This is a genomic window from uncultured Thiodictyon sp., assembly GCF_903828115.1.
Taxonomy (GTDB): domain Bacteria; phylum Pseudomonadota; class Gammaproteobacteria; order Chromatiales; family Chromatiaceae; genus Thiodictyon.
Window position 1 is genome coordinate 1 of the sequence record NZ_CAIKKU010000395.1, and the last position, 24754, is coordinate 24754.

General features: G+C 64.9%; 24 protein-coding genes and 1 tRNA gene. 12 read left to right on the forward strand and 13 right to left on the reverse strand.

The window, feature by feature from the left end:
- Positions 1 to 317 precede the first annotated feature (317 nt).
- A complete protein-coding gene (locus tag QZY48_RS14445; protein ID WP_295431894.1) occupies positions 318 to 1790 on the reverse strand; it encodes a hypothetical protein in 1473 nt (490 codons plus the stop codon).
- A gap of 477 nt (positions 1791 to 2267) precedes the next feature.
- Here QZY48_RS14445 and QZY48_RS14450 point away from each other — a divergent pair, with 477 nt between their 5' ends.
- A complete protein-coding gene (locus tag QZY48_RS14450; RefSeq protein WP_295431897.1) occupies positions 2268 to 3236 on the forward strand; it encodes a hypothetical protein in 969 nt (322 codons plus the stop codon).
- A gap of 92 nt (positions 3237 to 3328) precedes the next feature.
- Here QZY48_RS14450 and QZY48_RS14455 read toward each other — a convergent pair whose 3' ends face one another.
- The 4 genes from QZY48_RS14455 to pilV all read right to left on the reverse strand — a co-directional run bounded on the left by QZY48_RS14455 (position 3329) and on the right by pilV (position 10379).
- Positions 3329 to 7639 carry a PilC/PilY family type IV pilus protein gene (locus QZY48_RS14455; protein ID WP_295431900.1) on the reverse strand — a complete coding sequence of 1437 codons (4311 nt, stop codon included), beginning with the start codon at positions 7637 to 7639 and terminating at the stop codon, positions 3329 to 3331.
- A gap of 138 nt (positions 7640 to 7777) precedes the next feature.
- Positions 7778 to 8455, reverse strand: coding sequence for a PilX N-terminal domain-containing pilus assembly protein (locus tag QZY48_RS14460; protein ID WP_295431903.1), 678 nt, complete (start codon positions 8453 to 8455; stop codon positions 7778 to 7780).
- A 12-nt stretch (positions 8456 to 8467) separates the two neighbouring features.
- The gene (locus QZY48_RS14465) at positions 8468 to 9751 is read right to left on the reverse strand and encodes a PilW family protein (RefSeq protein ID WP_295431905.1); all 1284 of its coding nucleotides are present in this window, start codon (positions 9749 to 9751) and stop codon (positions 8468 to 8470) included.
- Between the two features lie 43 nt (positions 9752 to 9794).
- Positions 9795 to 10379, reverse strand: a complete 585-nt coding sequence (gene pilV / locus QZY48_RS14470; RefSeq protein WP_366929697.1) for a type IV pilus modification protein PilV — start codon at positions 10377 to 10379, stop codon at positions 9795 to 9797.
- 438 nt (positions 10380 to 10817) lie between these two features.
- Here pilV and QZY48_RS14475 point away from each other — a divergent pair, with 438 nt between their 5' ends.
- From QZY48_RS14475 to QZY48_RS14515, 9 genes are all read left to right on the forward strand, one after another.
- Complete coding sequence (locus QZY48_RS14475) at positions 10818 to 12071, forward strand: site-specific integrase (protein ID WP_295431908.1); 1254 nt, start codon at positions 10818 to 10820, stop codon at positions 12069 to 12071.
- A gap of 641 nt (positions 12072 to 12712) precedes the next feature.
- On the forward strand, positions 12713 to 13342 hold the full coding sequence (locus tag QZY48_RS14480; RefSeq protein WP_295431911.1) for a hypothetical protein: 630 nt from the start codon (positions 12713 to 12715) through the stop codon (positions 13340 to 13342).
- Between the two features lie 78 nt (positions 13343 to 13420).
- Positions 13421 to 13693, forward strand: coding sequence for an AlpA family transcriptional regulator (locus QZY48_RS14485; protein WP_295431914.1), 273 nt, complete (start codon positions 13421 to 13423; stop codon positions 13691 to 13693).
- 6 nt (positions 13694 to 13699) lie between these two features.
- Positions 13700 to 13876 carry a hypothetical protein gene (locus QZY48_RS14490; RefSeq protein WP_295431917.1) on the forward strand — a complete coding sequence of 59 codons (177 nt, stop codon included), beginning with the start codon at positions 13700 to 13702 and terminating at the stop codon, positions 13874 to 13876.
- Positions 13863 to 14378, forward strand: coding sequence for a hypothetical protein (locus QZY48_RS14495; protein ID WP_295431920.1), 516 nt, complete (start codon positions 13863 to 13865; stop codon positions 14376 to 14378). Before QZY48_RS14490 ends, QZY48_RS14495 begins: the two co-directional genes overlap by 14 nt.
- A 190-nt stretch (positions 14379 to 14568) precedes the next feature.
- Positions 14569 to 15144, forward strand: a complete 576-nt coding sequence (locus tag QZY48_RS14500) for a hypothetical protein (protein ID WP_295431923.1) — start codon at positions 14569 to 14571, stop codon at positions 15142 to 15144.
- Positions 15145 to 15238: 94 nt separating this feature from the next.
- Complete coding sequence (locus tag QZY48_RS14505) at positions 15239 to 15631, forward strand: DUF5681 domain-containing protein (protein WP_295431927.1); 393 nt, start codon at positions 15239 to 15241, stop codon at positions 15629 to 15631.
- Entirely contained in the window at positions 15628 to 15813 is a 186-nt protein-coding gene (locus QZY48_RS14510) for a hypothetical protein (protein WP_295431929.1), read from the forward strand. The genes QZY48_RS14505 and QZY48_RS14510 overlap by 4 nt, the downstream gene beginning before the upstream one ends.
- Positions 15791 to 16012, forward strand: a complete 222-nt coding sequence (locus QZY48_RS14515; protein ID WP_295431931.1) for a hypothetical protein — start codon at positions 15791 to 15793, stop codon at positions 16010 to 16012. The genes QZY48_RS14510 and QZY48_RS14515 overlap by 23 nt, the downstream gene beginning before the upstream one ends.
- A gap of 37 nt (positions 16013 to 16049) precedes the next feature.
- On the opposite strand, the gene QZY48_RS14520 is transcribed toward QZY48_RS14515, so the two are convergent.
- Both QZY48_RS14520 and QZY48_RS14525 read right to left on the reverse strand, forming a co-directional pair.
- Positions 16050 to 16385 (reverse strand): hypothetical protein, encoded by a 336-nt coding sequence (locus QZY48_RS14520; RefSeq protein ID WP_295431934.1) that lies wholly within the window; start codon positions 16383 to 16385, stop codon positions 16050 to 16052.
- A 31-nt stretch (positions 16386 to 16416) separates the two neighbouring features.
- On the reverse strand, positions 16417 to 16677 hold the full coding sequence (locus QZY48_RS14525; protein WP_295431937.1) for a hypothetical protein: 261 nt from the start codon (positions 16675 to 16677) through the stop codon (positions 16417 to 16419).
- A gap of 320 nt (positions 16678 to 16997) precedes the next feature.
- Here QZY48_RS14525 and QZY48_RS14530 point away from each other — a divergent pair, with 320 nt between their 5' ends.
- Positions 16998 to 17384 carry a hypothetical protein gene (locus QZY48_RS14530; protein ID WP_295431940.1) on the forward strand — a complete coding sequence of 129 codons (387 nt, stop codon included), beginning with the start codon at positions 16998 to 17000 and terminating at the stop codon, positions 17382 to 17384.
- A gap of 206 nt (positions 17385 to 17590) precedes the next feature.
- Here QZY48_RS14530 and QZY48_RS14535 read toward each other — a convergent pair.
- From QZY48_RS14535 to recA, 6 genes are all read right to left on the reverse strand, one after another.
- A tRNA-Ser gene (locus QZY48_RS14535) sits at positions 17591 to 17681 on the reverse strand.
- A gap of 168 nt (positions 17682 to 17849) precedes the next feature.
- A complete protein-coding gene (gene csrA / locus QZY48_RS14540; protein ID WP_295431943.1) occupies positions 17850 to 18083 on the reverse strand; it encodes a carbon storage regulator CsrA in 234 nt (77 codons plus the stop codon).
- Positions 18084 to 18255: 172 nt separating this feature from the next.
- On the reverse strand, positions 18256 to 19512 hold the full coding sequence (locus tag QZY48_RS14545) for an aspartate kinase (RefSeq protein WP_295431945.1): 1257 nt from the start codon (positions 19510 to 19512) through the stop codon (positions 18256 to 18258).
- Between the two features lie 135 nt (positions 19513 to 19647).
- Positions 19648 to 22251, reverse strand: coding sequence for an alanine--tRNA ligase (gene alaS, locus QZY48_RS14550; protein ID WP_295431948.1), 2604 nt, complete (start codon positions 22249 to 22251; stop codon positions 19648 to 19650).
- A 35-nt stretch (positions 22252 to 22286) separates the two neighbouring features.
- On the reverse strand, positions 22287 to 22742 hold the full coding sequence (locus tag QZY48_RS14555) for a regulatory protein RecX (protein ID WP_295431952.1): 456 nt from the start codon (positions 22740 to 22742) through the stop codon (positions 22287 to 22289).
- 10 nt (positions 22743 to 22752) lie between these two features.
- Positions 22753 to 23817, reverse strand: coding sequence for a recombinase RecA (gene recA / locus QZY48_RS14560; RefSeq protein ID WP_295431955.1), 1065 nt, complete (start codon positions 23815 to 23817; stop codon positions 22753 to 22755).
- A 268-nt stretch (positions 23818 to 24085) separates the two neighbouring features.
- On the opposite strand from recA, the gene QZY48_RS14565 reads away from it, so the two are divergent.
- The gene (locus QZY48_RS14565; RefSeq protein WP_295431958.1) at positions 24086 to 24709 is read left to right on the forward strand and encodes a Uma2 family endonuclease; all 624 of its coding nucleotides are present in this window, start codon (positions 24086 to 24088) and stop codon (positions 24707 to 24709) included.
- Positions 24710 to 24754: the final 45 nt, after the last annotated feature.

Consider the following 24754-nt stretch of genomic DNA (forward strand, 5'->3'; position numbering starts at 1 on the left):
CGCACTGGGGTGCGGCGCTCCCAGTAGCCGTTGCGGCTTAACTTAATGGCAGTGACGCAGGAGCGTAGGAGCCAGCACAGGTCGCGGCGGCGCGGGTTGGGGCGAGTCCGGCGGGGTGGGCAAAAAAAAGAGCGCGACCGGGTCGCGCTCATTAAGTTACCACCAAAGGAAGTCACGGAACGGAGGAGTGCACCGGAGTGGAGTGCTTCAGTGCATTAGTATCTTCTTACATACTGTTGCGCCTGTCAAGGCAGGCGTGCGTGACGGGCGACCAACGGCGGGGACGACGCGCCGGGCTGGTGCCCGGCGCCCCCGGCTCAGTCGTCGATACGCACGAAGAACAGCAGCGCCATGGCGGGGATCGAGGCGAGCAGGCCGATGGTGAAGAGTTCGAGATAGCCGCTCGCCTCCACGATGACCCCGCCCAGGCCGCCGAAGAGGGCGGAGAACACCGACATGAAGGCCGAGCCGATAGCGTAGTGCCCGGCCTTATACGCGGGTTTGCAGGTGCGCAGGATATAGACGATCAGCACGGCATTGCCCAGGCCGGCGGCGATCTGCTCGATGGTGTAGACACCGCAGATGGTCAGCAGGCCCATCAACTCGGTCGCCAGCGGGCGCTCCCAGGCGAGCCAGACGTAGGCCAGGATATTGACGTTCATCAGAAGCGTCAGCGGCCAGATGGCACGGCGCAGCCCGGTGCGCTTGATCCAGAGCCCGCCGACGGTGGTCCCGGCGATGGAGCCGATCAGCCCCAGAAGTCCGCTCATCCAGGCGAGTTGGGTGTTGTCCACCAGCAGGTAGCGCTTGAGGAAGGGCGTCCCCATCGAGAAGATGATCTCGTCGCCAATCTTGTAGAACATGATGAAGGCGAGGCTGAGCGCAATCGCCGGCCGCGCCTGGGCGAGCAGGACCAGCAGCATAAAGCCGAAGCCGTAGGTCACGGACTGGACGGCGGGGACCCCGGCGCCCACGAGGACCGCACTCAAGACCAGGCCGAACACGGGGGCGCTGGTGAGTGCGATCAGTGAACGCCGACGCGAGACCTCCAGGTAAGCGGCGAAGGAGCCCAAAAAATCGCCCGCCGCCTCACGGACCCCGATGACCCGGGTGCGCGGCGCCTGGAAGCGCGGGAGCCTGATCAGGTGCAACAGGGTGAGCCCGGCCATCACCAGCGCGCCGGCCGCGAAGCCGCAACCCCAGGCGGCGTACAGGTTCCCGTCGAAGGCCGTCCGGGCGATCTGGGCCACCGCAAGGATAATGCCGAAGCGCGCCAGGATCATGGCCAACCGGTAGGCCATGACCCGGAAGCCCGTGTAGGCGGCCTGCTCCTTAGGGTCGGTGATACCCTCCATGTAATAGCCGTCGATGGCGATATCGTTGGTCGCCGCGAGGAAGGCCAGGGCGACGAAGACCCCCACCAGCAGGGCGTCCGGCACCCCGATGTCGAGCCCGGTGCCGCGCGCCAGGCACAGGGCCGCCAGCAACGCCGTAAGCAACGTCAGGAGCGCCTGGACCAGAATCATCCAGGTGCGTCGGGTGGAGTAGATGTCGACCAGCGGCGCCCACAGGAACTTCAGGTTCCAGGGCAGCCCCAGAAAATTGAGATAGCCGAGAAAACGCTCCGACATCCCGACATCGGTGAAAAACACCGACGACATGGCGCGGACCACCATGTACGGAAATCCCTGGGCGAAGTAGGTCGAGAAGACCCACCAGCGCGGGTCGCCGGGGGCGCCGGGCACCAGCCCGGGGCGAATTCCAATCTCGGGTGTCGAGGTCTTGTCCATGGGCTTACCATCTGGGAGTGCCGGGCACCCGGGGGCGCTGAGCACCAGCTCGGCGCGGACCCCGGTCCGCGGGGCTGTCCACGGCGGTTATCCGCGGCCAGCACCCCCGCCAGTGTGCCAGGGGAGTCGCATCGAGTCCAAGATGCCGAGGGTAACGCACCCGGGTGGGGGCTCACTGCCTTGAAGGTAAGACGCACTCGCCGACCGCGCCGCCTCTGCCTGGAGTCCAGGCGCTTGGGCTGGGGCCGTAACGCCTTCGGCGGCGGCGGGTGGTTGTGAACCCGGCGCCCCCCCCGTACTGTCAGTTTTTTTTACAGTGACCAACGCTTGCCGTACAATCACTGATCGCAGGACCGCTCAACACACTGATACCTAAAGTGGTCATCAATAATGGTGCGGGTTTTGCTTAGCATAGGGGTCCAAAGCCCCGACCCGTCGCCCAGCCCGGCCAACCTTGAGCCCCACAGGAGTCAGACCATGCCCGTGTCCAGCGCCACCGATTGTCCTTGCGTCCGCCGCGGCCGTCTGCGACTCGCGGGCGGGGCGCTCGCCCTGCTCTCGGGCCTTGGCGCCGGACCCGCGTCGGCGGTCCCGCTCGAAATCGATAGCTTCACCTGGAGTTCCAACAACGGGACCTACAACGATTACGCCGGGACCTGTCCCAATGTCGGTGGTTCCGACTGCGGCGGACCCCCGACATTTTACCCGCCGCCCGGGTCCGGCTATAGCACGACACGAAATCGATCGGACCAGAGTCCGGCCACCCCCGCCGACGGGACCATTTTCAGTTGGGGTACGATCAGTGATACGGCCTATCAGACCAAGTTGGAATGGATCAACAACGAGGAGAATGAGTTCACCCTCGCCACAATCACCCTGAAGGGACCGGAGGACCCAGCCAATGGTAAGGTCGGCACCGGGATGGCTAGCTGGATCACGGGTTCCGCAATCACGACCTTGACAGGCCAGGATGCAGTTCCACCCTGGGAGTGGGGGGGTCAGCAAGTCCGTGACACCGAGGTGGGGCAAGCCCGGATCGAGATCAGTCTCAGAAAAAAGGATAGTAGCCAAGATACCGTCCTATACACCGGCGTGGTCTTCTCCCAGGTTGATCCGGTCTTGCGCTGGTTCAACGGCGACGCCGACGGCAATACGCGCCAGACCCCGATAAACTTCGCGATAGACTTCGCCACGGTCCTTCCGGGTCCTGTCATCGTCAGTGCCCAGGATCGGATCAAGATCAGGCTATTCGAGACGTTCTGGAATGGCGGGGGTTCCGGAGAGAATTTCCCGGACGTGCAGTACACTTCACTTTTGGTTGGTATCTATGATTCAGGTGACGTGCCGACGCCCGCGCCCGCCACGCTCGCCTTGTTTGGACTCGGGATGGCATTGCTGCGCCCGTGGCGCCGCCTGAACCCGGCGGCGCCGACTGCCACTTGCTGACCCCTCTATCGCAGGTTGTCGTCAGGGTGGAGTAGGCGCCTGTGTTGCCTTGTCAGACCAAGGCCCGGGCTCCATAAGCGTCACCTGCGCCGTCAGCGCAGTTGCTGCCAGACCCGCCCGCTGCTGCCGCGCTGTGTCGAAATGTTGGCGCTGGGAAGGCCCGCGTCCGAGGAGGAGGCGCGGATAATGTCGAACCCACCGGCGCACGAGGGGTTGTCGGGGTTGTCGGGGTCGGGGGGGCGGGGGCCACGCGTGACCGAGGGTCTTAGATAGAGCCCACCATTCTGACCCCCGCTTGTCAAGCGGAAACTGCTTCCGGCGACCCCCTCCGCCGGCCCGCCCTCCAGCGGGAGCAGGTCGTCATCATCAAAAGTCCCATCCCCCGTATAATCGAAGGTGCAGGCGGGACGCCCACCGCTGCTCGCGTTCAACATATTGATCCAACCGTAACCGCCGGCGACGCACGGGTTGGTTTCCGGGATCAGGCTGGTGAAGATCACGCACTTCCTGAGGACGATGGGCTCGGTGACCACCCGCTCTCCCTTGTTGCCGACACCGTCTCTCTCGAGATCGAAGTCGATATACCAGCCGTATTTGGGGTGCGCGGGGTCCGACCAGTCTAGCGCCAGGTCGCTACTGGTGCGTCCGCGGGCGTCACCCACCGCGAGGTCCGTCGCCACGAACGATTGCTCCAGCAGCCCGGCGGGATCCCGGCTGGCCACCACCGGCTCACTGTCGTCACCCTTGTCCCAGATGGCGTAGAAGCTCTGAACCTGCCGGTCGCCCGGGTCGTCGAGTTCCAGGTACTTCCCGGTCCCGAAGAGTACCAGGTCACCCACCCCGGTGGGGTGGTTCATGACCGCAAGCGGGGACGTGATCGGCTGGGCCTTCCCGGACGGATCAGTGGCGGTATAGAGCAGGCGAACCGCTTTGGCCCCCGGTGCCCCAGTCAAGTCGAACCGGTAAAGGTGCCCGAACAGGTCCGCGGCGTAGGCATAGTCGCCGAGGATGTCACCATCGGCGGCCGTCGAATCCACTATCACGCGCGGCTGGCCCAGTGCGTTCGGGCGGCGCTTGGCGGCGTCCGCCGCGTCGTTCGGGAGTTGATGCAGGGGGTCATGCCGGCGTCCGACACCGGTCGGGATCTTTTTCACGTCGCGAAGACCGCCGATCTCGATGACATACAGGACCGCCTGACCGCAGAGCGTGGTGTCTTGATCCTGGGTCGCGTCGTCGCAGCCGGCGGCGCGGCTGCCGTCGTCCTCGGCGCTGTTGTAGCCGTTGCCGCTGACCACGACCCACACCGGGTGGCTGTCTGCCGCCCGTCCGAACAAGGCCCCGCGCACGCGCGCAATATAGGGTTGCCCCAAGACATAGCCCAAATCCGGGTCCCCCTTGACCTTGCCGTCCGCGGCGTCGGAATCGCGATCGGTGAACTGCCAGAGATACATCGAGTCCGCAAAGGCGCTCGCCGCGGGGGTCGTACCGAGTGCGGGTGGGTTGGTGACGTCCAGGGTGTAGAGTGCCTGGGCACCGAGTCCCAGCCCGGCGGCGAGGACCGTGTGCCAGGCGCCATCAAACCAGGCATCGCCCACCCTCAGCGGGCCGTCCACAAAATTGTGGTGTGCGTATTCCGGATCACTCAACAGATGCAGCATGCCGGGCCTGTTGCCGGTGAGGGGCGGGGCGCCTTCCAGCCCGATCAGGACCGGTGGAATGAAGGCGAAGGACTCGCTCAGGCTGGCCGCGTCAAAGGCGTGCAGCATCCCGTCGTTCGCGCCCGCGTAGAGCATCTTGGCGCGGCCCTTCTTGGCGTCGATAAAGCCGGGGTAGTCGTCTGCCATGAAGACCAAACTGGGCGGACCCACCAGGACGGGACCGGCATTGATGATGTCACCGAGCAGGGTCGCGCGCGTGCGGAACCGGTAGGCCAGGCCATCCACTTCGTAGGTTCGCTCGCCGGCGACATACCTCAGTTGCGCCTTCGCCTCGGCAAGCGCGGCCGGGGTGGGCCCGCCGTCGGCTGCGGCGGCCGTCGAGTCGGTTCCCAGGTAGCCGGCACCCCGCAGAAAGTCGAGTCTCTGGGTGTTCGACAACAGGGCCCATTCGGCGTCCGTGGCGCCGAAGGCAATGCCGGTGTCGGTGGCACCTTGACCGGTGAAGATGCGCCGATTCGTCGCATTGCGATCCACCAGGGCCGCGGCGGCTGACCGGTAATACTGGCCGGCTAGCGGGTCCTCGCAGAGTTGCCCGGCCGGGGGCGGTGGAGTTGCGCAGGGGGCCGCCTCCGGACCGGGTGAGACGCGGAAGGAGCGGATATCGCCGCTCCAGTCAGAGCCGTCGAATCTGGCCTGATAGATCAGGTCATCGGCGGCGGTACCGCCGCTATCCACGGCCAGGGCGGCGGCGGACTTGGCACCGGCGGCACTGGAGACCGCCTGCAAGACCCGCTCGAAGGCCGTGGTAAGCGCACCCGGATTACCCGCGTTGAAATAGCCGCCGCGGCCATTGATCCCCGCGTGCCAGAGGTCGTCGATCTTGTATGCAGTTGGAATCTCATTGGCCTTCCACTGAGTTGTAGCCACGTTGTAGCCGATCGCGTTTTGGCTCCCCGGGAACCCGCTCTGCTGCAGGGTGCTGAGGCCGCTTGGGTAGAGAACAGTGCCGGAAACGCCCAGGCTGATGGTGTAAGTGGTGATGTGCTGCCAATCCGCCGGGTCATTGACCGGGTTCCAGAACCGGTCCGCCGTAGGACCGGCGCGATTGCGGATCAGGGTGGGCACCAGATGGTCGGCGACCGGGTCGTTCGGGCGCAGATCGGTAATCCAGGAGGCGAACACCAGGTCGGCCAACATGCCGGTATTCCCGTCGGCGAAGATTCGGCTGGAGGCCGCGGCTGGGGAGTAGTTCCCCCCCGCAACCATTGCCGGTACGCTCTCAGACCCCGCGGGAAAAGCGGTCTCGGTCCCGTCGTTGTTGCCTAACCACAGACTGCCGTCCCTAGTGGCCGTAGCGGGTGGGTCAAGACCCTTCGAGCCCGATGGTGAGGTACCGATAAAGTCGTTCCACCCACCGTCCGTAAACATCACATGGAAGTTGTTGCGACAGCCGCGCACCGGATTGGTTTCAAGATTCACGTCCAAGGGCGTCTTAAGGCTCTGGAGATACGCCAGATCGGTACGGCAGAACTCATGCACCCTGGCTGCCGCGGTGAGCAGGCGAGTGCTGCCCCCGACTGCCCGCTGCGTAAATAGCCAGGAGTAAAAGCCGCTGCGATTCGAGTCATAGCTATTGAACCGAGACGACAGATCCGCGAGCGCGGAGGTTCCGGAATACAGGAACGACCCTGGCAACGTTTGATAGGTAAAGCGGACCCGCTCCGGCAGGACGATGAAGGCACGGCTCACCACGGTTTGCAGGGTGAGCCAGCGCGTGCGGTAAAAGCTGTACCAATTGGCGAAATTGCGCTCTGCCAGGGCCTGGTTCCCGGGGGTGGTGCCATCCGGGTTTTTCAGCAGCGCCTTGCGCTCGGCCAGGACCTGGGTCGTGACCAGGGCGTTGGTCCGGTCGCGGACGCTGGCCAGGTCTCGGTCGCTGCCGACCTCCACGCGGGTCAGACAGCCGGACGGGAAATCGGTCGCGGTGATAGTATTGAGATTGAGGCTCGCTAATTTGTCCTTGCAAGCATCCGTTTGCCTCAGCCGGTAATAAAAGGCAGGGCAGTCGCCGTAGGCATGCGAGACCATGCAACGCCACGCCCACTCCCACTCCGGGACGCTCAGGTCGGCGTTCGCGGGGCCGCCCTGCGCATAAATCTTGACTATCTGCTCTTTCGTAGCCGCCCGCAGATCCCCGCAGGTACTCCCGCCGGTCTTGCCCGGTCGATTGTTCAAACTCCAGGTCGGTGCATAATGGTGGCCGAGGTCGAGGTTGCAGTCGGGACTGATACTGCCAAAGCTGTCCGCCGCGGCGCTGGAGAAGACGGCATGGGACTTGGTGCTTCCATCGGCGGTTTTCGGCGGCAGATAGGTCTGGGCCGGATCGTAATACTGCCGGTTGACCAGGGATGAGGTATCCCGCGCGTCGAGTTTCGGCAGGGTCGTACCGCCGACCAGGGGCCAGATCCCCTCGGGCAGGAACGCCTGGTTCATACTGTTTGAATGATCAATGGTCAGGATCAGATTCGGGGCCGCACCGGACAGCGCGAAGACCGGAGCGGTCGCGATCGGGATACTTGGGCGTCCCAGGGACGGGTCGGCATTGACAGACCCGTAAGGGCCGATCAGGACGAGGGCGGCGAACAAGGACCGCAGACCAGCCCCCGCGTGCCCCCCGCAGGTCTGGGCTCGACCTTGGAGAAGATGCACCTGTGCCAGCGAGATGAAAGACCGGTGATTCGACATGGTTCCGTGCTCCGATTGCCTGGCGGGTTGTGACGGATGGCGGAGTCCGTACAGGTCCTGGGGGTGGCAGGACCATTGCCGGCCGCAGTGGACCGGGTCAACGGCACCCTGCGCGAACAGCCGCGGCGCCAAGCGGGTTCAAAAGTTCAGTTTCTGCGTCATCTGCGTGATTGTGCGAGAATTGGCGGCGGGGTCGAAGCCGATCGTCGCGATGGTGGCGAAATAGTCGGCATCGTCGCCGCTACCACCGCTGCCTCGTCCGCCCGCGGCCATCCCATCGAACTCACCGTGCGATGTCTCGTGGGGGCTGCGGCGGTATTCAATGATGAAATGCGGCGTGTTCGAGACAGGCGCCCACCCGGCCCCGCTCAAGCTGCCGATGGCATGGCCCGACAGGGTGTCGGACGGAGTGCGAGGGTAGGCCTTCCAGGCAGCGATGGTGCCACGGAAGTAACAGCAGCGATTGGTGCTCCTATCCTGGCACGATACGGGGTCCGCCTCACCCGACCTGCAGGCCTCCGGGATCCGGACGCCGCCTGCCCTTGGCGATTCCATCTGCTCGGGTCGCTCCAGGTTGCACACATAGCTGTGGGCGGCCTGCAGCGCCGCCTCGGCCCCCTGAAAGGCGCTGTTGCTATCCTTGGTATGGCCGGCCATGAGCTCCTGGAGGGCCGAGGTGCGCATGCTGCCGATGCCGAGGATGGCCATCACCACGAGGACGATCAAGCCAACGACCAAGGTGGCACCGCGGTCGCCCGGGCGGCGGTTCATGAGCCTCAAGGTCTTGGCTCGGGCTGGCTGATATGGCGCTTTCATCGCAGCAGCTCTCTATTGGTTAGGATCGCGTGAGCGAATCGCAACGGTGGTTTCAAATACATGGTACAGGCGCCTGTCCTGCGGCATTCCAACACCGAGATTGCCGTCTTGGGGCGACTCTTTAGATTGCTTGACTTCATCGCCGCCGGTAACCAGGAGCGTCACCTGTGCACTGGTGATAAGTCTCCAATCCGCGACCGCCGCCGCGGTGCTGCCGGTCGTATCGGACCGGACGTGGTACCTGACGCTCAGGTCGGCGACGTCAGGTGCGAGCGCCTGGGTCGAGCCACCCGATGCGGACCAGACGCAGAGGGCCGGGCGGTATCGTGTGGGATCGCTGGTGCAGTTGGCAACGACGCCGTCGCCGTCGGGCTGCACGCCGCCGGTATGCTGGTCGACACAGCAGATAAAACCGACCACCAAATCGAACGGAAAGACGCGGGGGCGAGGGCTGGCCGCGTTGAAGTTCAGCGCCGATAAACTGTTGCCCGTATTGATCGTGACACCACTGCGTTCCACGGCGTGACCGAGCACGCGCAGCGGGTTGTCCGCGGCTGGATTGGAAATCGTGAAAATATCGCTGCTGCCGCAATCGCTGATCATGGCCAGGTGACCGCCCCGGAAATCGGCATCCTCAATGGCGACCGAACCGCTCGCATCGAGGAGTGTGATGTCGCGCGTCGGGAGGTCTCCCGGCAGTGGCTTGACGATGTAGAGCCCTTCCCCGGAAACGCCCCAGGACACCAGGACATCACCGCGCAGCCAGCGCTGTGCCACCGCGCAGCGGGCGGTTGAGGTTTGCGCCGCCTGAGCGCAGGCCCCCGTGCCCGGGAGGCTGGTGAGCGAGTTTTGCGCCGGGGTCGAGACGGTATAGCCGAGTGGTGTCTCAGGGCCGATCAGCGGGTCGCCGGTACAATTGATCGGATTGGCGAGCAGTGCGCATGACTTGACGACCTGGCGAAGGCCAGGGCCCCCCTCTGTCGCTGCCTCCAGGGCGATGTCACGGCAGGCAGTACTGCGGTTCTGGCGAAACTGCCTGGCCAGGACCCGCAGGGCATAACGGCCGTTCTCCTGGGAGCGCGCCGTCACCTCGGTCAGTCGGTAGCTGGTCTGGTTGGACCCCAGTACCTGAATGATCCCTCCCACCAGGAACAGACCCAGAGCCAAGGCCACCATCAGTTCGATCAAGGTCACACCGCCCTGCCCAAGTCGCGATCCAGGACCCGGTGCGCCCGCCTCAACGACGTGCGCCAGGCGCTCTGACCTGGCGGTGTGGGTGCGGACGTATGCGACCATCGGCTGGTCTCCGGGTTGCGTCACTGGGGTCGCCAGAGCCCGATCAGGGTCCCGCTACTTGAGGCGGTAAGCGGATACAGGTGCTAAAGCTGAGTCGGTGTGCCCCAAGGTTCTTCAAGTCACCCCGCGCGTCGTTCCAACTGACGATGATCGCACAATTGCCCGTACCGCAACCGCTGCCAACGGTGCAGTCGGCGACCAGGGTGGATTCCGGCAGGCCACGCGCGCAAAAGTCCTTTTTTAAACAATTGGGCGAGGTGTTACAGGTAAGCGTCTGCTGGCAGGTGCCACGTTCGACCAAGTCCACGGAGGTCGTCAGATTTGTCAGAATCTCCGCTGGGTTAGCGCGAATCCGATCGACCAGGTCGTAAGAGGCGTCGGTGGCGATGGTGCGCAGACGCGCACTGTCAGTGGACTTCAGCGCCGAGAGTTGCAGTTTGGCCATGCTGAGCAGGCCCACGGCGAGCACGATGACGGTGACGAGCACCTCAATGAGCGTAAAACCAAGGTGGGTCGCAGGACTTTGGGGGTGGCCGCGGACCGCAGGCACGCCCGACACCCCCGGGCAGTAACTTGCGGGGGGCTGACCGCGCCTGACGTTGACCAAGCCAAACGACATCGTCATCATCACTTTGCGTAAGGACCCAAAAACGGGCACGAAAGCCTCGTCACCCCATAGTGTATCCCAAGCGTCCTGCGCACGGGTGGTCGGGCCGACAGGCCCCGGCGAAACGGGGACGTGCGGTGCCGCGTGACGGAGGCGCGGGGGAAGTCCCGTACCCGTAGGGTGAAGATGGGTTCAGGTCTTGCCGCCAGGGCCAACTGGATCTGGAATGGGCTTTGCCGCCGGGCAATGGTGGATGCGCCATTCTTGAGCGATGGCGGCGAACACAGGGTGTAAATTGGCGGAGAGAGAGTCCGCTGGAACATGGTTCATCACCGTCTGTTACCGTCTGAGTGTGCCAGTATTGCCAGTCACTTAGGTCTAGCATAGTCCGCTATCGTCCACTAGAATCTCAGCATGTGTTGTGGGTAGTCTTGTGGGTAGACCTGAACGGGGGCGGACATGGCATCGAACATTCACCGGCTGACTGATCGCCAGATCAAGAACGCGACCAAGCCGCTCAGCGACGGCGGCAACCTCTGGGTCTACCCACAAGGCAAGGCCCTGAACTGGATTCTACGCTACACGCTTCAAGGCCGCGCCCGAGAAATGGGCCTAGGCGCCTATCCGGCTGTCTCCCTGGTGAGCGCCCGCAAGGCTGCCGCCGGGTATCGGGAGATCCTCAAGTCGGGCGTGGACCCCATCGACTACCGGGACACCCAAGCCCAGGCCGACGCGCTCAAGGCGGCTGGCGTCCCGACCTTCACCCAGGTTGCCGCCCGGTTCATCCGCGCGCACCGCCGCGGGTGGAGCAACGCCAAGCACGCCCGGCAATGGGTCGCCACCCTCAAGACCTACGCCCGGCCAGTCATCGGCACCAAGCCGGTTGACCAGGTCCACACCGACGACGTGCTGAAGGTCCTGCAACCCATCTGGACCACCAAGACCGAAACCGCGAAACGGGTTCAGGGTCGCGTCGAGAACATCCTGGACTTCGCCGCCGCCCACAAGTGGCGCGATCAGAGCAACCCGGCCCGCTGGCGCGGACACCTGGACAAGCTCCTGCCCCGTCCTTCCCGCGTGGCGACCGTCGCACATCATCCGGCGATGGACTATCAGGACGTGCCCGGGTTCATGGTCGAACTGGAAGGCAAGCAAGGCGTGTCGGCCCTGGCGTTGCGCTTCCTGATCCTGACCGCCTGCCGCACTGGTGAAGTCGTCGGCGCAGAGTGGAGCGAGTTCGACCTAGAGCAGGCCGTGTGGACCGTACCGGCCGAGCGGATGAAGGCCAAGCGCGAGCATCGGGTACCGCTCAGCAACGCCGCCCTGGCGATCCTGGCGGCCCTGCCGCGGGTGGACGGCAACCCCTACGCCTTCATCGGCGCCCGGTACCGCCGGCCTATATCAACCATGGCGATGCTCCAACAGATGCGGGGCATGGGGTATGGAGTCGGCGGGGATCGCGGGGACGCTGTGCCCCATGGCTTCCGCTCAGCGTTCCGGGACTGGTCCGGGGAGGTTTCCAGCTTCCCGCGTGACGTGTGTGAAATGGCCCTTGCCCATGTCATCGAGAACAAGGTTGAGGCCGCTTACCGCCGCGGGGACCTGTTCACCAAGCGCGCCGCGATGATGGACGCTTGGGCGGATTGGTGCGGCCGGGGGACCGGCGCCGAGGTTGTGCAGCTTCACGAGGTCGCAGAGGCCCGGCGCGGCTGAAGGATTCGGGCGGCCCGCTGGCGTGGCAGTGGGTAGCCGGAGAGACGAGAGACCATACAGGATGGGGCGCGGAGGTAGGCGAACACTGCGCGGACCCTGATCGCAACTTAATAGCCGCCGCCGGTTGGGCGGATAAAGGAAAATGACCTATGCCTTCCCCTTTTCGCTCTGCGCTCTTTCTAATTGTTCTTGCATTGGGTGGATGTGCCACGACAAAACAGTCGTCCTTGATGATTTCCCCCGGCGATTCAAAAGAGAAAGTCGCATCTGTTATGGGCTCACCAGACGACCGACAGTTCAAGAATACACAGGAAGCCTGGCAATATGGAATGGTTGTCACTATTGGCGTTTGCGACTACACGGTTATTTGGTTTGAAAGCGGCAAGGTTACGGGGCTAAATTCATACCGAAATACATCCACATTGGGATGCCGTGCGGGGCTGCACTCCATCAATTGGGAACAGGCCCCAAACACAGTAATTGAACTTCGCAATCGTTAGGCAACTGTATTCTCAGGCCAAGCAAATTACAAAGCTGACACACGTTTCGGCCGGGTCTAGGCTGATCCCCGAAAAGGCGGCACCTTCACCGCCCTGACCCGGCATCTTTTCATTGAGGGATTGCGCTGGAAGGTGCGTACTATGGCAACACATCTGCCCGACCATCGCCCCCAAGTATCCGGGCATGATCGCCTATTTTTCACTCCCGAGCAAGTTGCAGCCTTGCGGGAAAAGCATTCGTTCCGCGCCGGTTTTAGCCTGGACCTGCGGTTAGAGGATGCTGCATCTAGTTATTTCTCGCGGAGTGCGGGAGAACCATCAGAAATCGAGATAGTCAAGCTATTGAAGGCCGCGCAGAAACAGTCAAGAACCCTTGCCGATGTTCTCTCGCGTTTCGGATCGCCAGAACTGCGCTTATTGGCGCTCCCCGATGCCCCCGGGAGCCTGCTGAACCAACTAAACCGATTGACCGCTGACCTTTCCCGCGCAATGCGAAAAACGGGTAAACCATCGCCCGGAAAGAAGCAACGGGACCAGCGATCTATTGCATTGGTGTTTGACCTTTCCCGCATCTATTCAATTGGGACTGGGGGGGATGCTGGGTACTCTCAGGTAGGCAATGCGTATAGCGGCCCGTTTATTAATTTCGCTTCGGAAGCCTGCTGCATGATTGGCGCCAATCTGCGCAATTCATTTATTGGCGAAGCGATCAAGGAAATCCGCTCACTTGAGCGTCCGCAAGCTGACGTGCCGATTACTTCCGGAAATTGACGCGATCGGCACGTTATCCAGCCCGCCCCCGCGGGCCTAGGCTGCGCTCCTGTTCAATCAAGTCCCGGAGTGTGCATCATGCCGAAACCCGCCAAGACCCCAGCCGCCGCGCCTGCTGGAGCTGATCCCATCGTCCGTATGCCTGGCGTCGAGGTCCATACTGGGGTCAAGCGTTCGACCGTTTATGCCAAGGTCAAGGACGGCACATTCCCGCCGCCGATCCAGCTTGGTCCGCGTGCCGTGGGCTGGAAGTTGTCGGTCCTCAATGCTTGGCTCGCGTCGCGCCCGGTTGGCATCGCCACCGAGCCCGCCGGACCCCGGAAGCGCCGCGCCGCCAAGACCGGGGAGTGACCCACCATGGACAACTTCACCGCACCGGCCACCGGCCGGACGGGCGAGCCTGTCTGCGTGGATACTCACCCCCAGACGAACGAAAGCCGCGACGGGGGCGGCGCGGCAATCGAGGGGGCATCGGCAGGCAACCGACAGGGCGATTGTACCCCACCGGAAGCGCGCGACCATGGCCGCGCGTAGCCGGTCGCGCGCCAAGGGTCGCAGTGAAGGGGGCAGCTTTGCGGCCCTGCCCCATGCGCTGTTTCGCGCCCAGGGCGATGAACCCCCGCCGGTTGCGCGGCTGTCCAAGCTGGCGCGGTTGCTGCTGATAGACATTGCCATGCAGTACCGCGGCGGCAACAACGGCAACTTGAGCGCGGCCCCGAAGATCCTCGAGCCCTACGGCTGGTGCAGCCGCGGGAGCATCGACAAGGCCATATCCGAACTGGTCAACGAGGGCTTTCTGCAACTCACGCGGCAAGGTGGTCGGAACCGATGCAGCCTCTACGCCTTGACCTGGCACGGCATCGACGAAGGCCCTCACGACGAGAAGCCCAACCCTGTGTCGTCGGCCCTATGGAAGCCCGAAAACGCCCAACTCCGCCAACTCCGCCGACCCGCCCAAAACACAAACGCTTCCCGTGTGGCGGACAAGCGTTCCCGTGTGGCGGACAAGTCAGCTTTCCGGGAGGGTGAAAAATGACCCCCGCTTCCCGTGTGGCGGACAAGTCAGGCCCCTTTCCGCCGTTTCTCTTCCCGTGTGGCGGACACCTCTATAGATATACCAGGGGGGCATTTTCATCATGTGTGTGTGTTCTCTTCGCGGTTGGCCGTCGCGCGGTCGAAAACGCCCAACTCCGCCAACTCCGCCAACTCCGCCAGAGGTCCCCAACATGACGCCCCTTGAGACTGCGCAAGCCTTCCTTTCCCGCCTGCTGACCCATGGCCCGGTGCGATCCTCAAGGGTACGGACCGAAGCCCTTGCCGCTGGCCTTGCGTGGCGCACCATCGAGCGCGCGGCCCAAGGTCTTGGGGTCGCGGTCAGGAAGCGCGGCAACGCCTGGGAGTGGAGCTTACCCGGCACCGAGGCCCCCGCCAGGGCGGCCGCGAGCCCGCCCCCGCCCGGCCCCCGGGTGGACCTGCCCGGCGTGTCGCTGGCCGAGGTCGCAGCGTTGCTTGAGCGCGCAGCGTCGATGCTGCGCCGCGTCGATGGCAGCGCACCGGCCCCCGCTCAGGCACCGGCACCCGGCGCACGGTCACGGCCGGGCGACTGGCGCACCATGCCCGCAAGCTCGCCACCTGTCGGACGATGGGGATCGGGCGGGTTGGTCCGCTGCACTGAGTGCCAGCGGTTCGCGGAAGTCAGCGACGCGGGCGAATGCGCGGCCGGGGGACGGCAAATCCGTTGGCCCTACGCCCGGCGCACCTGCCCGGCTTTCGCACCCGACCGCCAGGAGGTGACGAAGTGACCGAGACCCGCGCCCCCTGCCGGCACCGCGCCCGCCCGGCCACGCCTGACCCTGATACCCCTGTATTTTGCAGGCAACTGGCAGAGGAAAGCCCATGACGCAGTTCAAACCCGGATCGAGCGGGAACCCACGGGGCCGGAAGCCCGGGACCACGACCAAGGCCGGCAAGTTGCGCGACGGCATCGCCAAGGACCTGCCGGAGATCCTCGCCACCCTGACCGGGCTTGCGAAGTCAGGCGACGTGTCGGCCGCGCGCCTGCTGCTGGATCGCGCGTTGCCCCCTCTGCGGTCTGTAGCCGCTCCCGTGCCCGTGCCCCTTGGTGCCGACCTTACCCAGGCAACCGGCGCCGTCCTGGCGGCCCTGGCGGCCGGGAGCATCGGCACCGATCAGGCGTCCGACCTGGCGTCCGTCCTGTCGGCACTCGCCAGGGTGCGAGAGACCGTAGAACTTGAAAACCGTATTGCAGCACTGGAGTCGAAACGATGAGCGCACCCCTTGAAAGCCGAGTCGAGAAGCTGGAGCGAGAGAACACGGCGAACGATGGCGGCACCCGATGCATTTACCTTGATCCGGGCGAGACCGCAGAGCAGGCCGGCGCCAGATGGGAGGCCGAGGGCCGGTCGCTGGCTGGCGTGGTGTTCTTTGATGAAGTTGACCAACGCCTATAGTCTGGAGGTTGAACCGATGAACGCATCCATTGAAAGCCGTGTCGCCAAGCTGGAGAAGTCGGGCGAGGCCCCGCCCCTCCCAGTCATCTTGACCGAGGGGACGACGACCGTAGAGCAGGCCCGCGCGGAATGGGAAAAGGACCATCCGGGGCAACCCAAACCCGTCTTTGTGGTGTTACCCCGCAACGCGCGGCTATAGCCCCCTAAGATGCCGGATTGCTCGCATGTCTATGGCTTTAGCGTTTGCGAATCTCGACGATCGTATCGGAGTCTCTAACGAGGGGTTTCGCAGCACCGCCGGATGGCGCACATCTGAATTGCAACTCTGTTGAACCGAGTTGCCCCGGCATTGATGGCAATGTCGTCACATGAAGCGTCTCGACTTCAAGTCCTTTCTCACGGCAAAAGGCATTCGCTTCACGATAGACTTCTGCCTTATTCGTGAGCGATACGCCTAGCCCTGGCGTGCCGTCTTTCTTACCGATCATATATGAATCCCGGTCCATCGGAATAACACCGGTACTCGCACACCCGGCAAGCAGAACCAGAACGGCAAGGCCATAGCGTTGCATATGCCCCCCAGCAATCAGCTTAGTCTATTGGTTACGATGAAGAAAACGGGCCTAAATGGCGATCCTGAGCAATTCGCAAGTCCTTCGCCAGTTGTGCCCGGTCAACACGCGTCAATCTGCGGACCGTTTCAATTAGCGGCTTGTCGATTACGCAAGCATTGACTAGGTATTCCGCCATGTACCCCACAATTGATGAAAGCGCTTCGTCGGTTGCGGCAGGTATCCCGCCGCACAGGCCCAGAGACAGCGTCTCGAAACCGTCTTGAGAGATGTCGTCAAGCGTGGTATTCATGCCCACATTGTAGCGCGTTGCACCGATACGGCGGCCCGCGGCGGCCCCGCATTCTGCCCCACCGAGCCCGCCCCGTGCGGGCTTTTTCTTGCCCCGCGCTCAGTACACACCCGCCGGAGCTTGGTCGAGTCATCGGCACCGACTATCGGGAACGGTTATTGCGTTTCATGCAATACAGCGTTTTGCATGAAATAAGCAATTTCTGTGCCCATAGGTTCAGCCTATCAACAGGCGCGGACACGAATTGCGAAAGCGCAGTAGGGCATGGGTCCGGGCAGGTATCGAGCGGCCCCCGCGCGCACGGGGCGCCCCCTGGCGGCTTGAGTTCAAGCCGTGAGACTGCCCCCGCGGGGATGCAGCCCAAGGCCATGCAGGGACCCGCCAGGGCGACCGGGAGCGGGACCCGGGGCAACCTCAAGGGCGCAGCGTCGGCGCCCTGGTGGACCTGCACCACGAAGCCCAGGCACGCCCGGCTGCTGGTATTACGGTTTCTGCGTTTCGTAATACTGGCTGAGCGCGCGGTCACCGAGGTCCTGCCGATGAAGGCTGCCCAGACGGCCCGCCTGCACCTGGACACCGACGGTAACCTCGCAGGATCGAGCGCGGGTAGGCCCTGGCTTGAGCCCAAGCCGGGCGGCAACCTCCCAGGGGTCGCGCAGCACATCGACGGGCCCCAGTTCGCCGCGGTCCGCTCGGTGTCGTGGTGAAGGTCCGGGCCGACCCGGGGCAGGGTGTCGAGGTCCTGCCGGGTTGCTCCCAAGGCCTACCGAGCGACGGGCGAAAGATCGCCGTCCGTCGGGCCGAAATATGCCCCGATGGACCCCTAGCAAGAGCGGGTTTGTGGGTAGAAACGTGGGTAGAAAGCGACTTGCTTAGAGAAATCGCTTCAATGTCAGGAGGTTACAAACATGTTTGGCGGAGAGAGAGGGATTCGAACCCTCGATGGGCTTTTGACCCATACTCCCTTAGCAGGGGAGCGCCTTCAGCCGCTCGGCCATCTCTCCAGGGATGACGACTCGTGTAACAATCGGCTTCCCTGCCTTGGGGCCTTATCCGACGCACTGCACCGAGTGTTCCTTGCGCGCCACGTCCAACAAAATGGGCCGACCACAAAACCGGACTCGCGTCGCCACGAGTCCGGTAGTGTAGCGCGATCACGACTGACTTTCCAGTTACTCCGGCTCAGGGTCCTGAGCCGGGGTGTCAGTCTCGGGACCGGCCCCGGCCCCGTGGGCCTCTGCCTGCTCGCGCTTGATGCGCTCGTAGATTTCCTCGCGATGCACGGCGACGTCGCGCGGGGCGTTGACGCCGATACGCACTTGGTTGCCCTTGACGCCAAGGACGGTAACGGTGACTTCGTCACCAATCATGAGGGTCTCGCCCACGCGACGAGTCAAGATCAACATGGCTTCTTTCTCCCTTTCTTTCCATTTTTCCGACTTACGTGGCTCCCCCGGACGTAACCCAAGCAGCATCCGGCGCCGGATTACGCGAGTTGCACCACACCCAGACCAAGCTGGGGGCGACCTGCCCCCAACCGGATTTTAGCAATTGCTCGGGTTGAGCCCAAGCATTTGTTTAAATTCCGTCACAATTCGCAGACCGGGCGGCCTGCGGTGGGCGCCCGAGTCCGAAGGCGTCGTGCAGGGCGCGCACCCCGAGCTCCAGGTATTTTTGATCGACCACGACCGAGATCTTGATCTCCGAGGTGGAGATCATGCGGATGTTGATTCCCTCGCGGGCGAGGGCGCCGAACATCTGGCAGGCAATCCCGGCGTGGTTACGCATCCCCACGCCTACCAAAGATATCTTCACGATCTGTTCGTCCCCCAAGACTTGACGCGCCGCCAGGGTGGCGGCCGTGCCCTGGAGGATCTCCAGGGCGCGTTCGTAGTCGTTGCGGTGGACCGTGAAGGTGAAGTCGGTGGTGGTCTCGTCCGGGGCGATATTCTGGACGATCATGTCGACCTCGATATTCGCCGCGGCGATCGGCCCCAGGATCTTGTGGGCCACCCCCGGCTGGTCCGGGACCCCGAGTACGGTCAGCTTGGCCTCGTCGCGGCTGAACGCGATGCCGGCGATCTTGGCGTCTTCCACGGTATCTTCCTCGAATGTGATCAGGGTACCCGCGCCCTCGTCGAAGCTGGAGAGCACGCGCAATGGGACCTTGTATTTGCCCGCGAATTCCACGGCGCGGATCTGCAGCACCTTGGAGCCCAGGCTCGCCATTTCCAGCATTTCCTCGAAGGTAATGCGATCGAGCTTGCGGGCCTTGGGCTCGACCCGCGGGTCGGTGGTATAGACCCCGTCCACGTCGGTGTAGATCTGGCACTCGTCGGCCTTGAGCGCGGCGGCGACGGCGACGGCGGAGGTGTCGGAGCCGCCGCGCCCCAGCGTGGTGATGTTGCCCGCGGCGTCGATGCCCTGGAAGCCGGCGATGACAACCACCCGCCCGGCATCGAGATCCGCCCGCACCCGCACGGCGTCGATGTCGTGGATGCGCGCCTTGTTGTAGGCACTGTCGGTCAGGATGTGGACCTGGGCACCGGTGTAGGAGCGGGCCGGGCAGTCGAGGGCGTCCAGCGCCATGGCGAGCAGGGCGATGGTGACCTGCTCGCCGGTGGACAGCAGCACGTCCAACTCCCGCGGGACGGGGCGCTCCTGGATCTGCTTGGCGAGCCCGATCAGCCGGTCGGTCTCCCCGGACATCGCGGAGACCACCACGACCACCTGATGGCCCTGGTCGCGGGCGCGTTTGACCCGGTCCGCGACGGCGCGGATGCGCTCGCTGCTGCCGACGGAGGTGCCGCCGTATTTCTGTACGATCAATGCCATCGAAATCTCTGACTGAGCCCCGAAGGGGCGTGATATACCAGCCCAGGGCAACGCCCTGGGATGCGCCGATGTACACCGTAGGGTCCGCTGTGCGGACCAGCGACGCCCGGTGAAGCGGGTGGCGAGGCCGGTGGATTAGCCAAGGCCCGTCCTGACCCAAGTCTCTACCAGCCCTAGGGCGGCCGGCAGGCCGGCCGGGTCGTTGCCGCCCGCCTGGGCCATGTCGGGTCGGCCGCCGCCCTTGCCGCCGACCAAGGCCGCGGCCGCACGGATCAGGTCGCCGGCCGCAAGACGGTCGGTGAGGTCGCGGGTCACGCCGGCCGCCAGGCTCACCTTGCCGTCCACCACGGCGGCCAGGAGGACCACCGCGGAGCCGAGACTGTCCTTGAGCTGGTCCAGGGTGTCGCGCAGGGCCTTGGGGTCGACGCCGTCGATGCGCGCGGCCAGGACCTTGACCCCCCCCACGTCCACGGCTTGAGATGCCAGGTCCCGGCCGGCGGAACTGGCCAGGCGCGACTTGAGCTGGTCGAGTTCCTTCTCCAGCGACCGACTGCGCTCCAGGAGGCCCGCGACCCGCTCGTCCAGGTCATCGCGCCCACCCTTGAGCAGCCCGGCCAGGCGCAGTACCCGGTCCTCGTCGGCCTCGACCCAGGCCAGTGCCCCGGCCCCGGTCATGGCCTCGATGCGCCGCACCCCGGAGGCGATGCCGCCCTCGGCGACGATCTTGCAGAACCCGATGTCCCCAACCGCCTTCACATGGGTGCCGCCGCACAGCTCGGTGGAGAAGTCCCCCATGCGCAGGACCCGCACCTGCTCGGCATATTTCTCACCGAAGAGGGCCATAGCGCCGGTGGTCTTGGCGTCCTCCAGGCTCATGATGCGGGTCTCGACGAGATGGTTTTCGCGGATCTCCCGGTTCACCAACTGCTCGATTGCGATCAGTTGCCCGCGTGAGACCGGCTCGAAGTGCGAATAGTCGAAGCGCAGGCGCTCAGGCCCGACCTGGGAGCCCTTCTGCTGCACATGCCCGCCCAAGACCTGACGCAGCGCGGCGTGCAGGAGGTGGGTGGCGGAGTGGTTGAGCGCGATGGCAGTGCGTCGCTGCGTATCGACCGCCGCTACGACGCTGTCGCCGACCCTGATCTGACCCGCCAGGATCCGGCCCAGGTGGCAGATGACCCCCTCGCCCTTTTTCTGGGTATCGGTAACGGCGAACTCGCCCGCCTCCCCGCGCAGGGTACCGCGGTCGCCCAACTGGCCGCCGGACTCCGCGTAGAAGGGCGTGAGATCGAGGATAACGAGCCCGTCCTGGCCTTCGTCCAGGGCATCGCAGGAACAGCCGTCGCGGTAGAGGGCGACGACGGTGGCGCGCTCCTCAAGGTGTTCATAACCGCAGAACTCGGCCTCACCCTGGAAATCGATGGCCAACTCCTGGCCGACGCCGAACTGGCTGGCGGCGCGGGCGCGGCCCTTTTGCTCGGCCATGGCGCGCTCGAAACCGGGAAGGTCGAGCGTCAGACCGCGCTCGCGCGCGATGTCCGCGGTGAGGTCGGTGGGGAATCCGTAGGTGTCATAGAGCTTGAAGACGGTCTCACCGGGAATCCGGGCATCGGTCAGCCCGGCGATGGCGCCCTCCAGGATGACCATGCCGTTGGTCAGGGTCTCCGCGAAGCGCTCCTCCTCCAGGCGAACGACCCGCTCGATCTGGGCTTGGGCCGCAGCCAACTCCGGATAGGCCGCCCCCATCTCGACGACCAGGGGCGCGACCAGGCGGTAGAAGAAGGGTTCGGTGCAGCCGAGCCGATAGCCGTGACGGATGGCGCGCCGCATGATGCGGCGCAGCACATAGCCGCGCCCCTCGTTGCCGGGGGTCACACCGTCGGTGATCAGGAAGGCGGTGGAGCGACTGTGGTCGGCGATGACCCGCAGCGATTTGTCGGCCCGGTCGGTGCAGCCGGTAACCGTAGCGGCGGCGTCGATCAGGTTGACGAAGAGGTCGATATCATAGTTGCTGTGCACTCCCTGTATGACGGCCGCCAGGCGCTCCAGGCCCATGCCGGTGTCCACCGAGGGGCGCGGCAGGGGGGTCAGGCCGCCGTCCGCGGACCGGTTGAACTGCATGAAGACCAGGTTCCAGATCTCCACATAGCGATCCCCGTCGGCGTCCGGCGAGCCGGGCGGGCCGCCGGGGACGGCGGGGCCGTGGTCATAGAAGATCTCGGAGCAGGGGCCGCAGGGGCCGGTCTCGCCCATGGACCAGAAGTTGTCCGCGGCGCCGCAGCGCGAAAAGCGCGCCGGGTCCACCCCGATCTCGTCGAGCCAGATGGCGGCGGCCTCGTCGTCCTCGGTGAAGACCGTGACCCACAGGCGCGCGGGCGGCAGGCCCAGCACCCGGGTCAGATAGTCCCAGGCATAGCCGATCGCCTCGCGCTTGAAATAGTCACCGAAGCTGAAGTTGCCCAGCATCTCGAAGAAGGTGTGGTGCCGGGCGGTGTAGCCCACGTTCTCCAGGTCATTGTGCTTGCCGCCCGCACGCACGCAGCGCTGGGAGGTGACGGCACGATTGTAGGCGCGGCGCTCGCGGCCCAGGAAGCAGTCCTTGAATTGGACCATGCCGGCATTGGTAAACAGCAGCGTCGGGTCATCGGCGGGGATCAGGGAGCTGGAGGCGACCGGCCGATGCTCGCGTTGCGCGAAATAGTCGATAAAGCCTGCTCGCAGTTCGGCACTGGTGATCATGGGGAATACTCGGATGGGCCGGGGATAGGCGGCGGTCAATCGTGCCGCCGCAACTGGCGGTGGATCAGTTCGGGCGGAAAGCCGCGCTGTTGCAGGAAGCGGCCACGGCGGCCGATCTCGGTGTGATCGGTCGGCGGGGTCGGGCCGAAGCGCCGATCGTGGGCGGCGGCCAGCAGCGCCGGCCATTCTTCATTCATGACCTCAAGGCAGGGGCCGATGGCCGCGTCCGAAAGGCCCTTTTCCCGCAGTTCCGCATGGATGCGCAGGGGGCCGAAGCCCTTGCCCACCCGTTCCGCGACATAGCTTTCGGCCAGCCGCGCCTCGTCGATCGCGCCCTGCTCGGCCAGCCCGGACAGCACCGGGTCGATCTGGTCCGCGGGGTAGCCGCGCATCTGGAGCTTGCGCACCAGTTCCAGCCGGGAGTGCTCGCGGGTGGCAAGCAGCCGCAGCGCGAGGCGCTCGATCGCGGCGGCGGGGTCGGGGTCGGCCATCCCTGGGGGCTCAGGCGTCGAGGTCCGGGGCCGGCCCGGCGGGCTCGGCCAGGTCCGGGGCCGGGGCCGGGGACTCATCCGCCGGTTGCGGGAGCAGTTTCTCGCGGATACGCGCCTCGATCGCCTTGGCGAGTTCCGGGTTCTCCTTGAGATAGACCCGCGCGTTGTCCTTGCCCTGCCCGACCCGGTTGCCGCCGTAGCTGTACCAGGCCCCGGACTTGTCGATGATGCCGGCGGCGACGCCTAAGTCGACGATCTCGCCCTCGCGCGAGATGCCCTCGCCATAGAGGATGTCGAACTCCGCCTGCTTGAAGGGCGGGGCGACCTTGTTCTTGACCACCTTGACCTTGGTCTCGCTGCCGATGACCTCCTCACCCTTCTTGATGCTACCGGTGCGGCGGATGTCCAGGCGCACCGAGGCATAGAATTTCAGCGCGTTGCCGCCAGTGGTAGTCTCCGGCGAGCCGAACATGACGCCGATCTTCATGCGGATCTGATTGATGAAGATGACGAGACAATTGGACCGCTTGATGTTGCCGGTAAGCTTGCGCAGGGCCTGCGACATGAGCCGCGCCTGCAGCCCCATGTGAGAGTCGCCCATCTCGCCCTCGATCTCCGCCTTGGGGGTCAGGGCCGCCACCGAGTCCACCACCACGATGTCCACGGCGTTGGAGCGCACCAGCATGTCGGTGATCTCCAGCGCCTGCTCGCCGGTATCGGGCTGGGAGACCAGCAGGTCATTCATATTGACGCCGAGTTTCTGGGCGTAGCCCGGGTCGAGGGCGTGTTCCGCGTCCACGAAGGCCGCAACCCCGCCGAATTTCTGGGTCTCGGCGATCACATGCAGGGTCAGGGTCGTCTTGCCGGACGACTCGGGGCCGTAGATCTCGACCACCCGGCCCTTGGGCAGGCCGCCGATGCCGAGCGCGAGGTCGAGCCCCAGCGAGCCGGTGGAGATCACCTCGATGTTGCGCGCGGCGCTGACATCGCCCATGCGCATGACCGACCCCTTACCGAACTGCTTTTCGATCTGGGTCAGGGCGGCGGCGAGGGCCTTCTTGCGGTTTTCGTCCATCGGGTCTCCGTGGGGCCGGTCCGGGGGCGCGCACCCGGTCAGGCACGCGGCGCTAAGGTTCCCGGGTGGCGAAAGGTTGAGATTATCGCACAGGCGATCGGCGCCGGACACCGGTTGCGCCGGGCGGCGTGGTAGCCAGCCCATCCGCGCCCGTAGGGTCCGCTGTGCGGACCGGCGACCACGCGCTCAGGCAGGTGGCCAAGTCCATGATCAGAAGCTTAGAATCGGACCCTACCCAACCACCCTGAGGCACCGCAGGACCAGCACCATGTCCACCCAAGCCCGTTACGCGCTGCAGGACGACCGCCCCACCGAGGATCTGGAGGACCACATCATCCACCTCTCCGGCGTCTCCTGGGACGACTACGAGCGCCTGCTCGTGATGCGCGGCGACCACAGCGCGCCGCGGATTGCCTATCTGCATGGTGAGGTCGAGATTATGAGCCCATCACGGACCCACGAGGCGATCAAGTCGGTGATCGGCCGGCTGGTCGAGACCTGGTGTCTGGAGCGCGATATCCCCTTCTGCGCCGTCGGCGCCTGGACCCTCAAGTCCAAGCCCAAGTCTCGCGGGGCCGAACCGGACGAGAGCTACATCTTCGGCAACCCCGACGCCGAGCGCCCGCACCTGGCGATCGAGGTGGTCTGGACCTCCGGGCGCATCGACAAGCTCGCCATCTACCGCAAGCTCGGCGTCGCCGAGGTCTGGTACTGGCGCAAGGGGCGGATCGAGCCCTACTGCCTGCGCGGCGAGCGCTATGTCCCGGTGACGGCGAGCGAGGTGCTGCCCGGTCTGGATCTCGACCTGCTCACCCGCTTTCTCGACCGTCCGACCACCTCCGAGGCGATCCGCGGCTATCGGGGTGCGCTGCGCGAAGTCGCCGCGCCTTAGCCGAGCGTGTGCGATATATTAGGAGCGCCACCGCCGGAGCGCCCA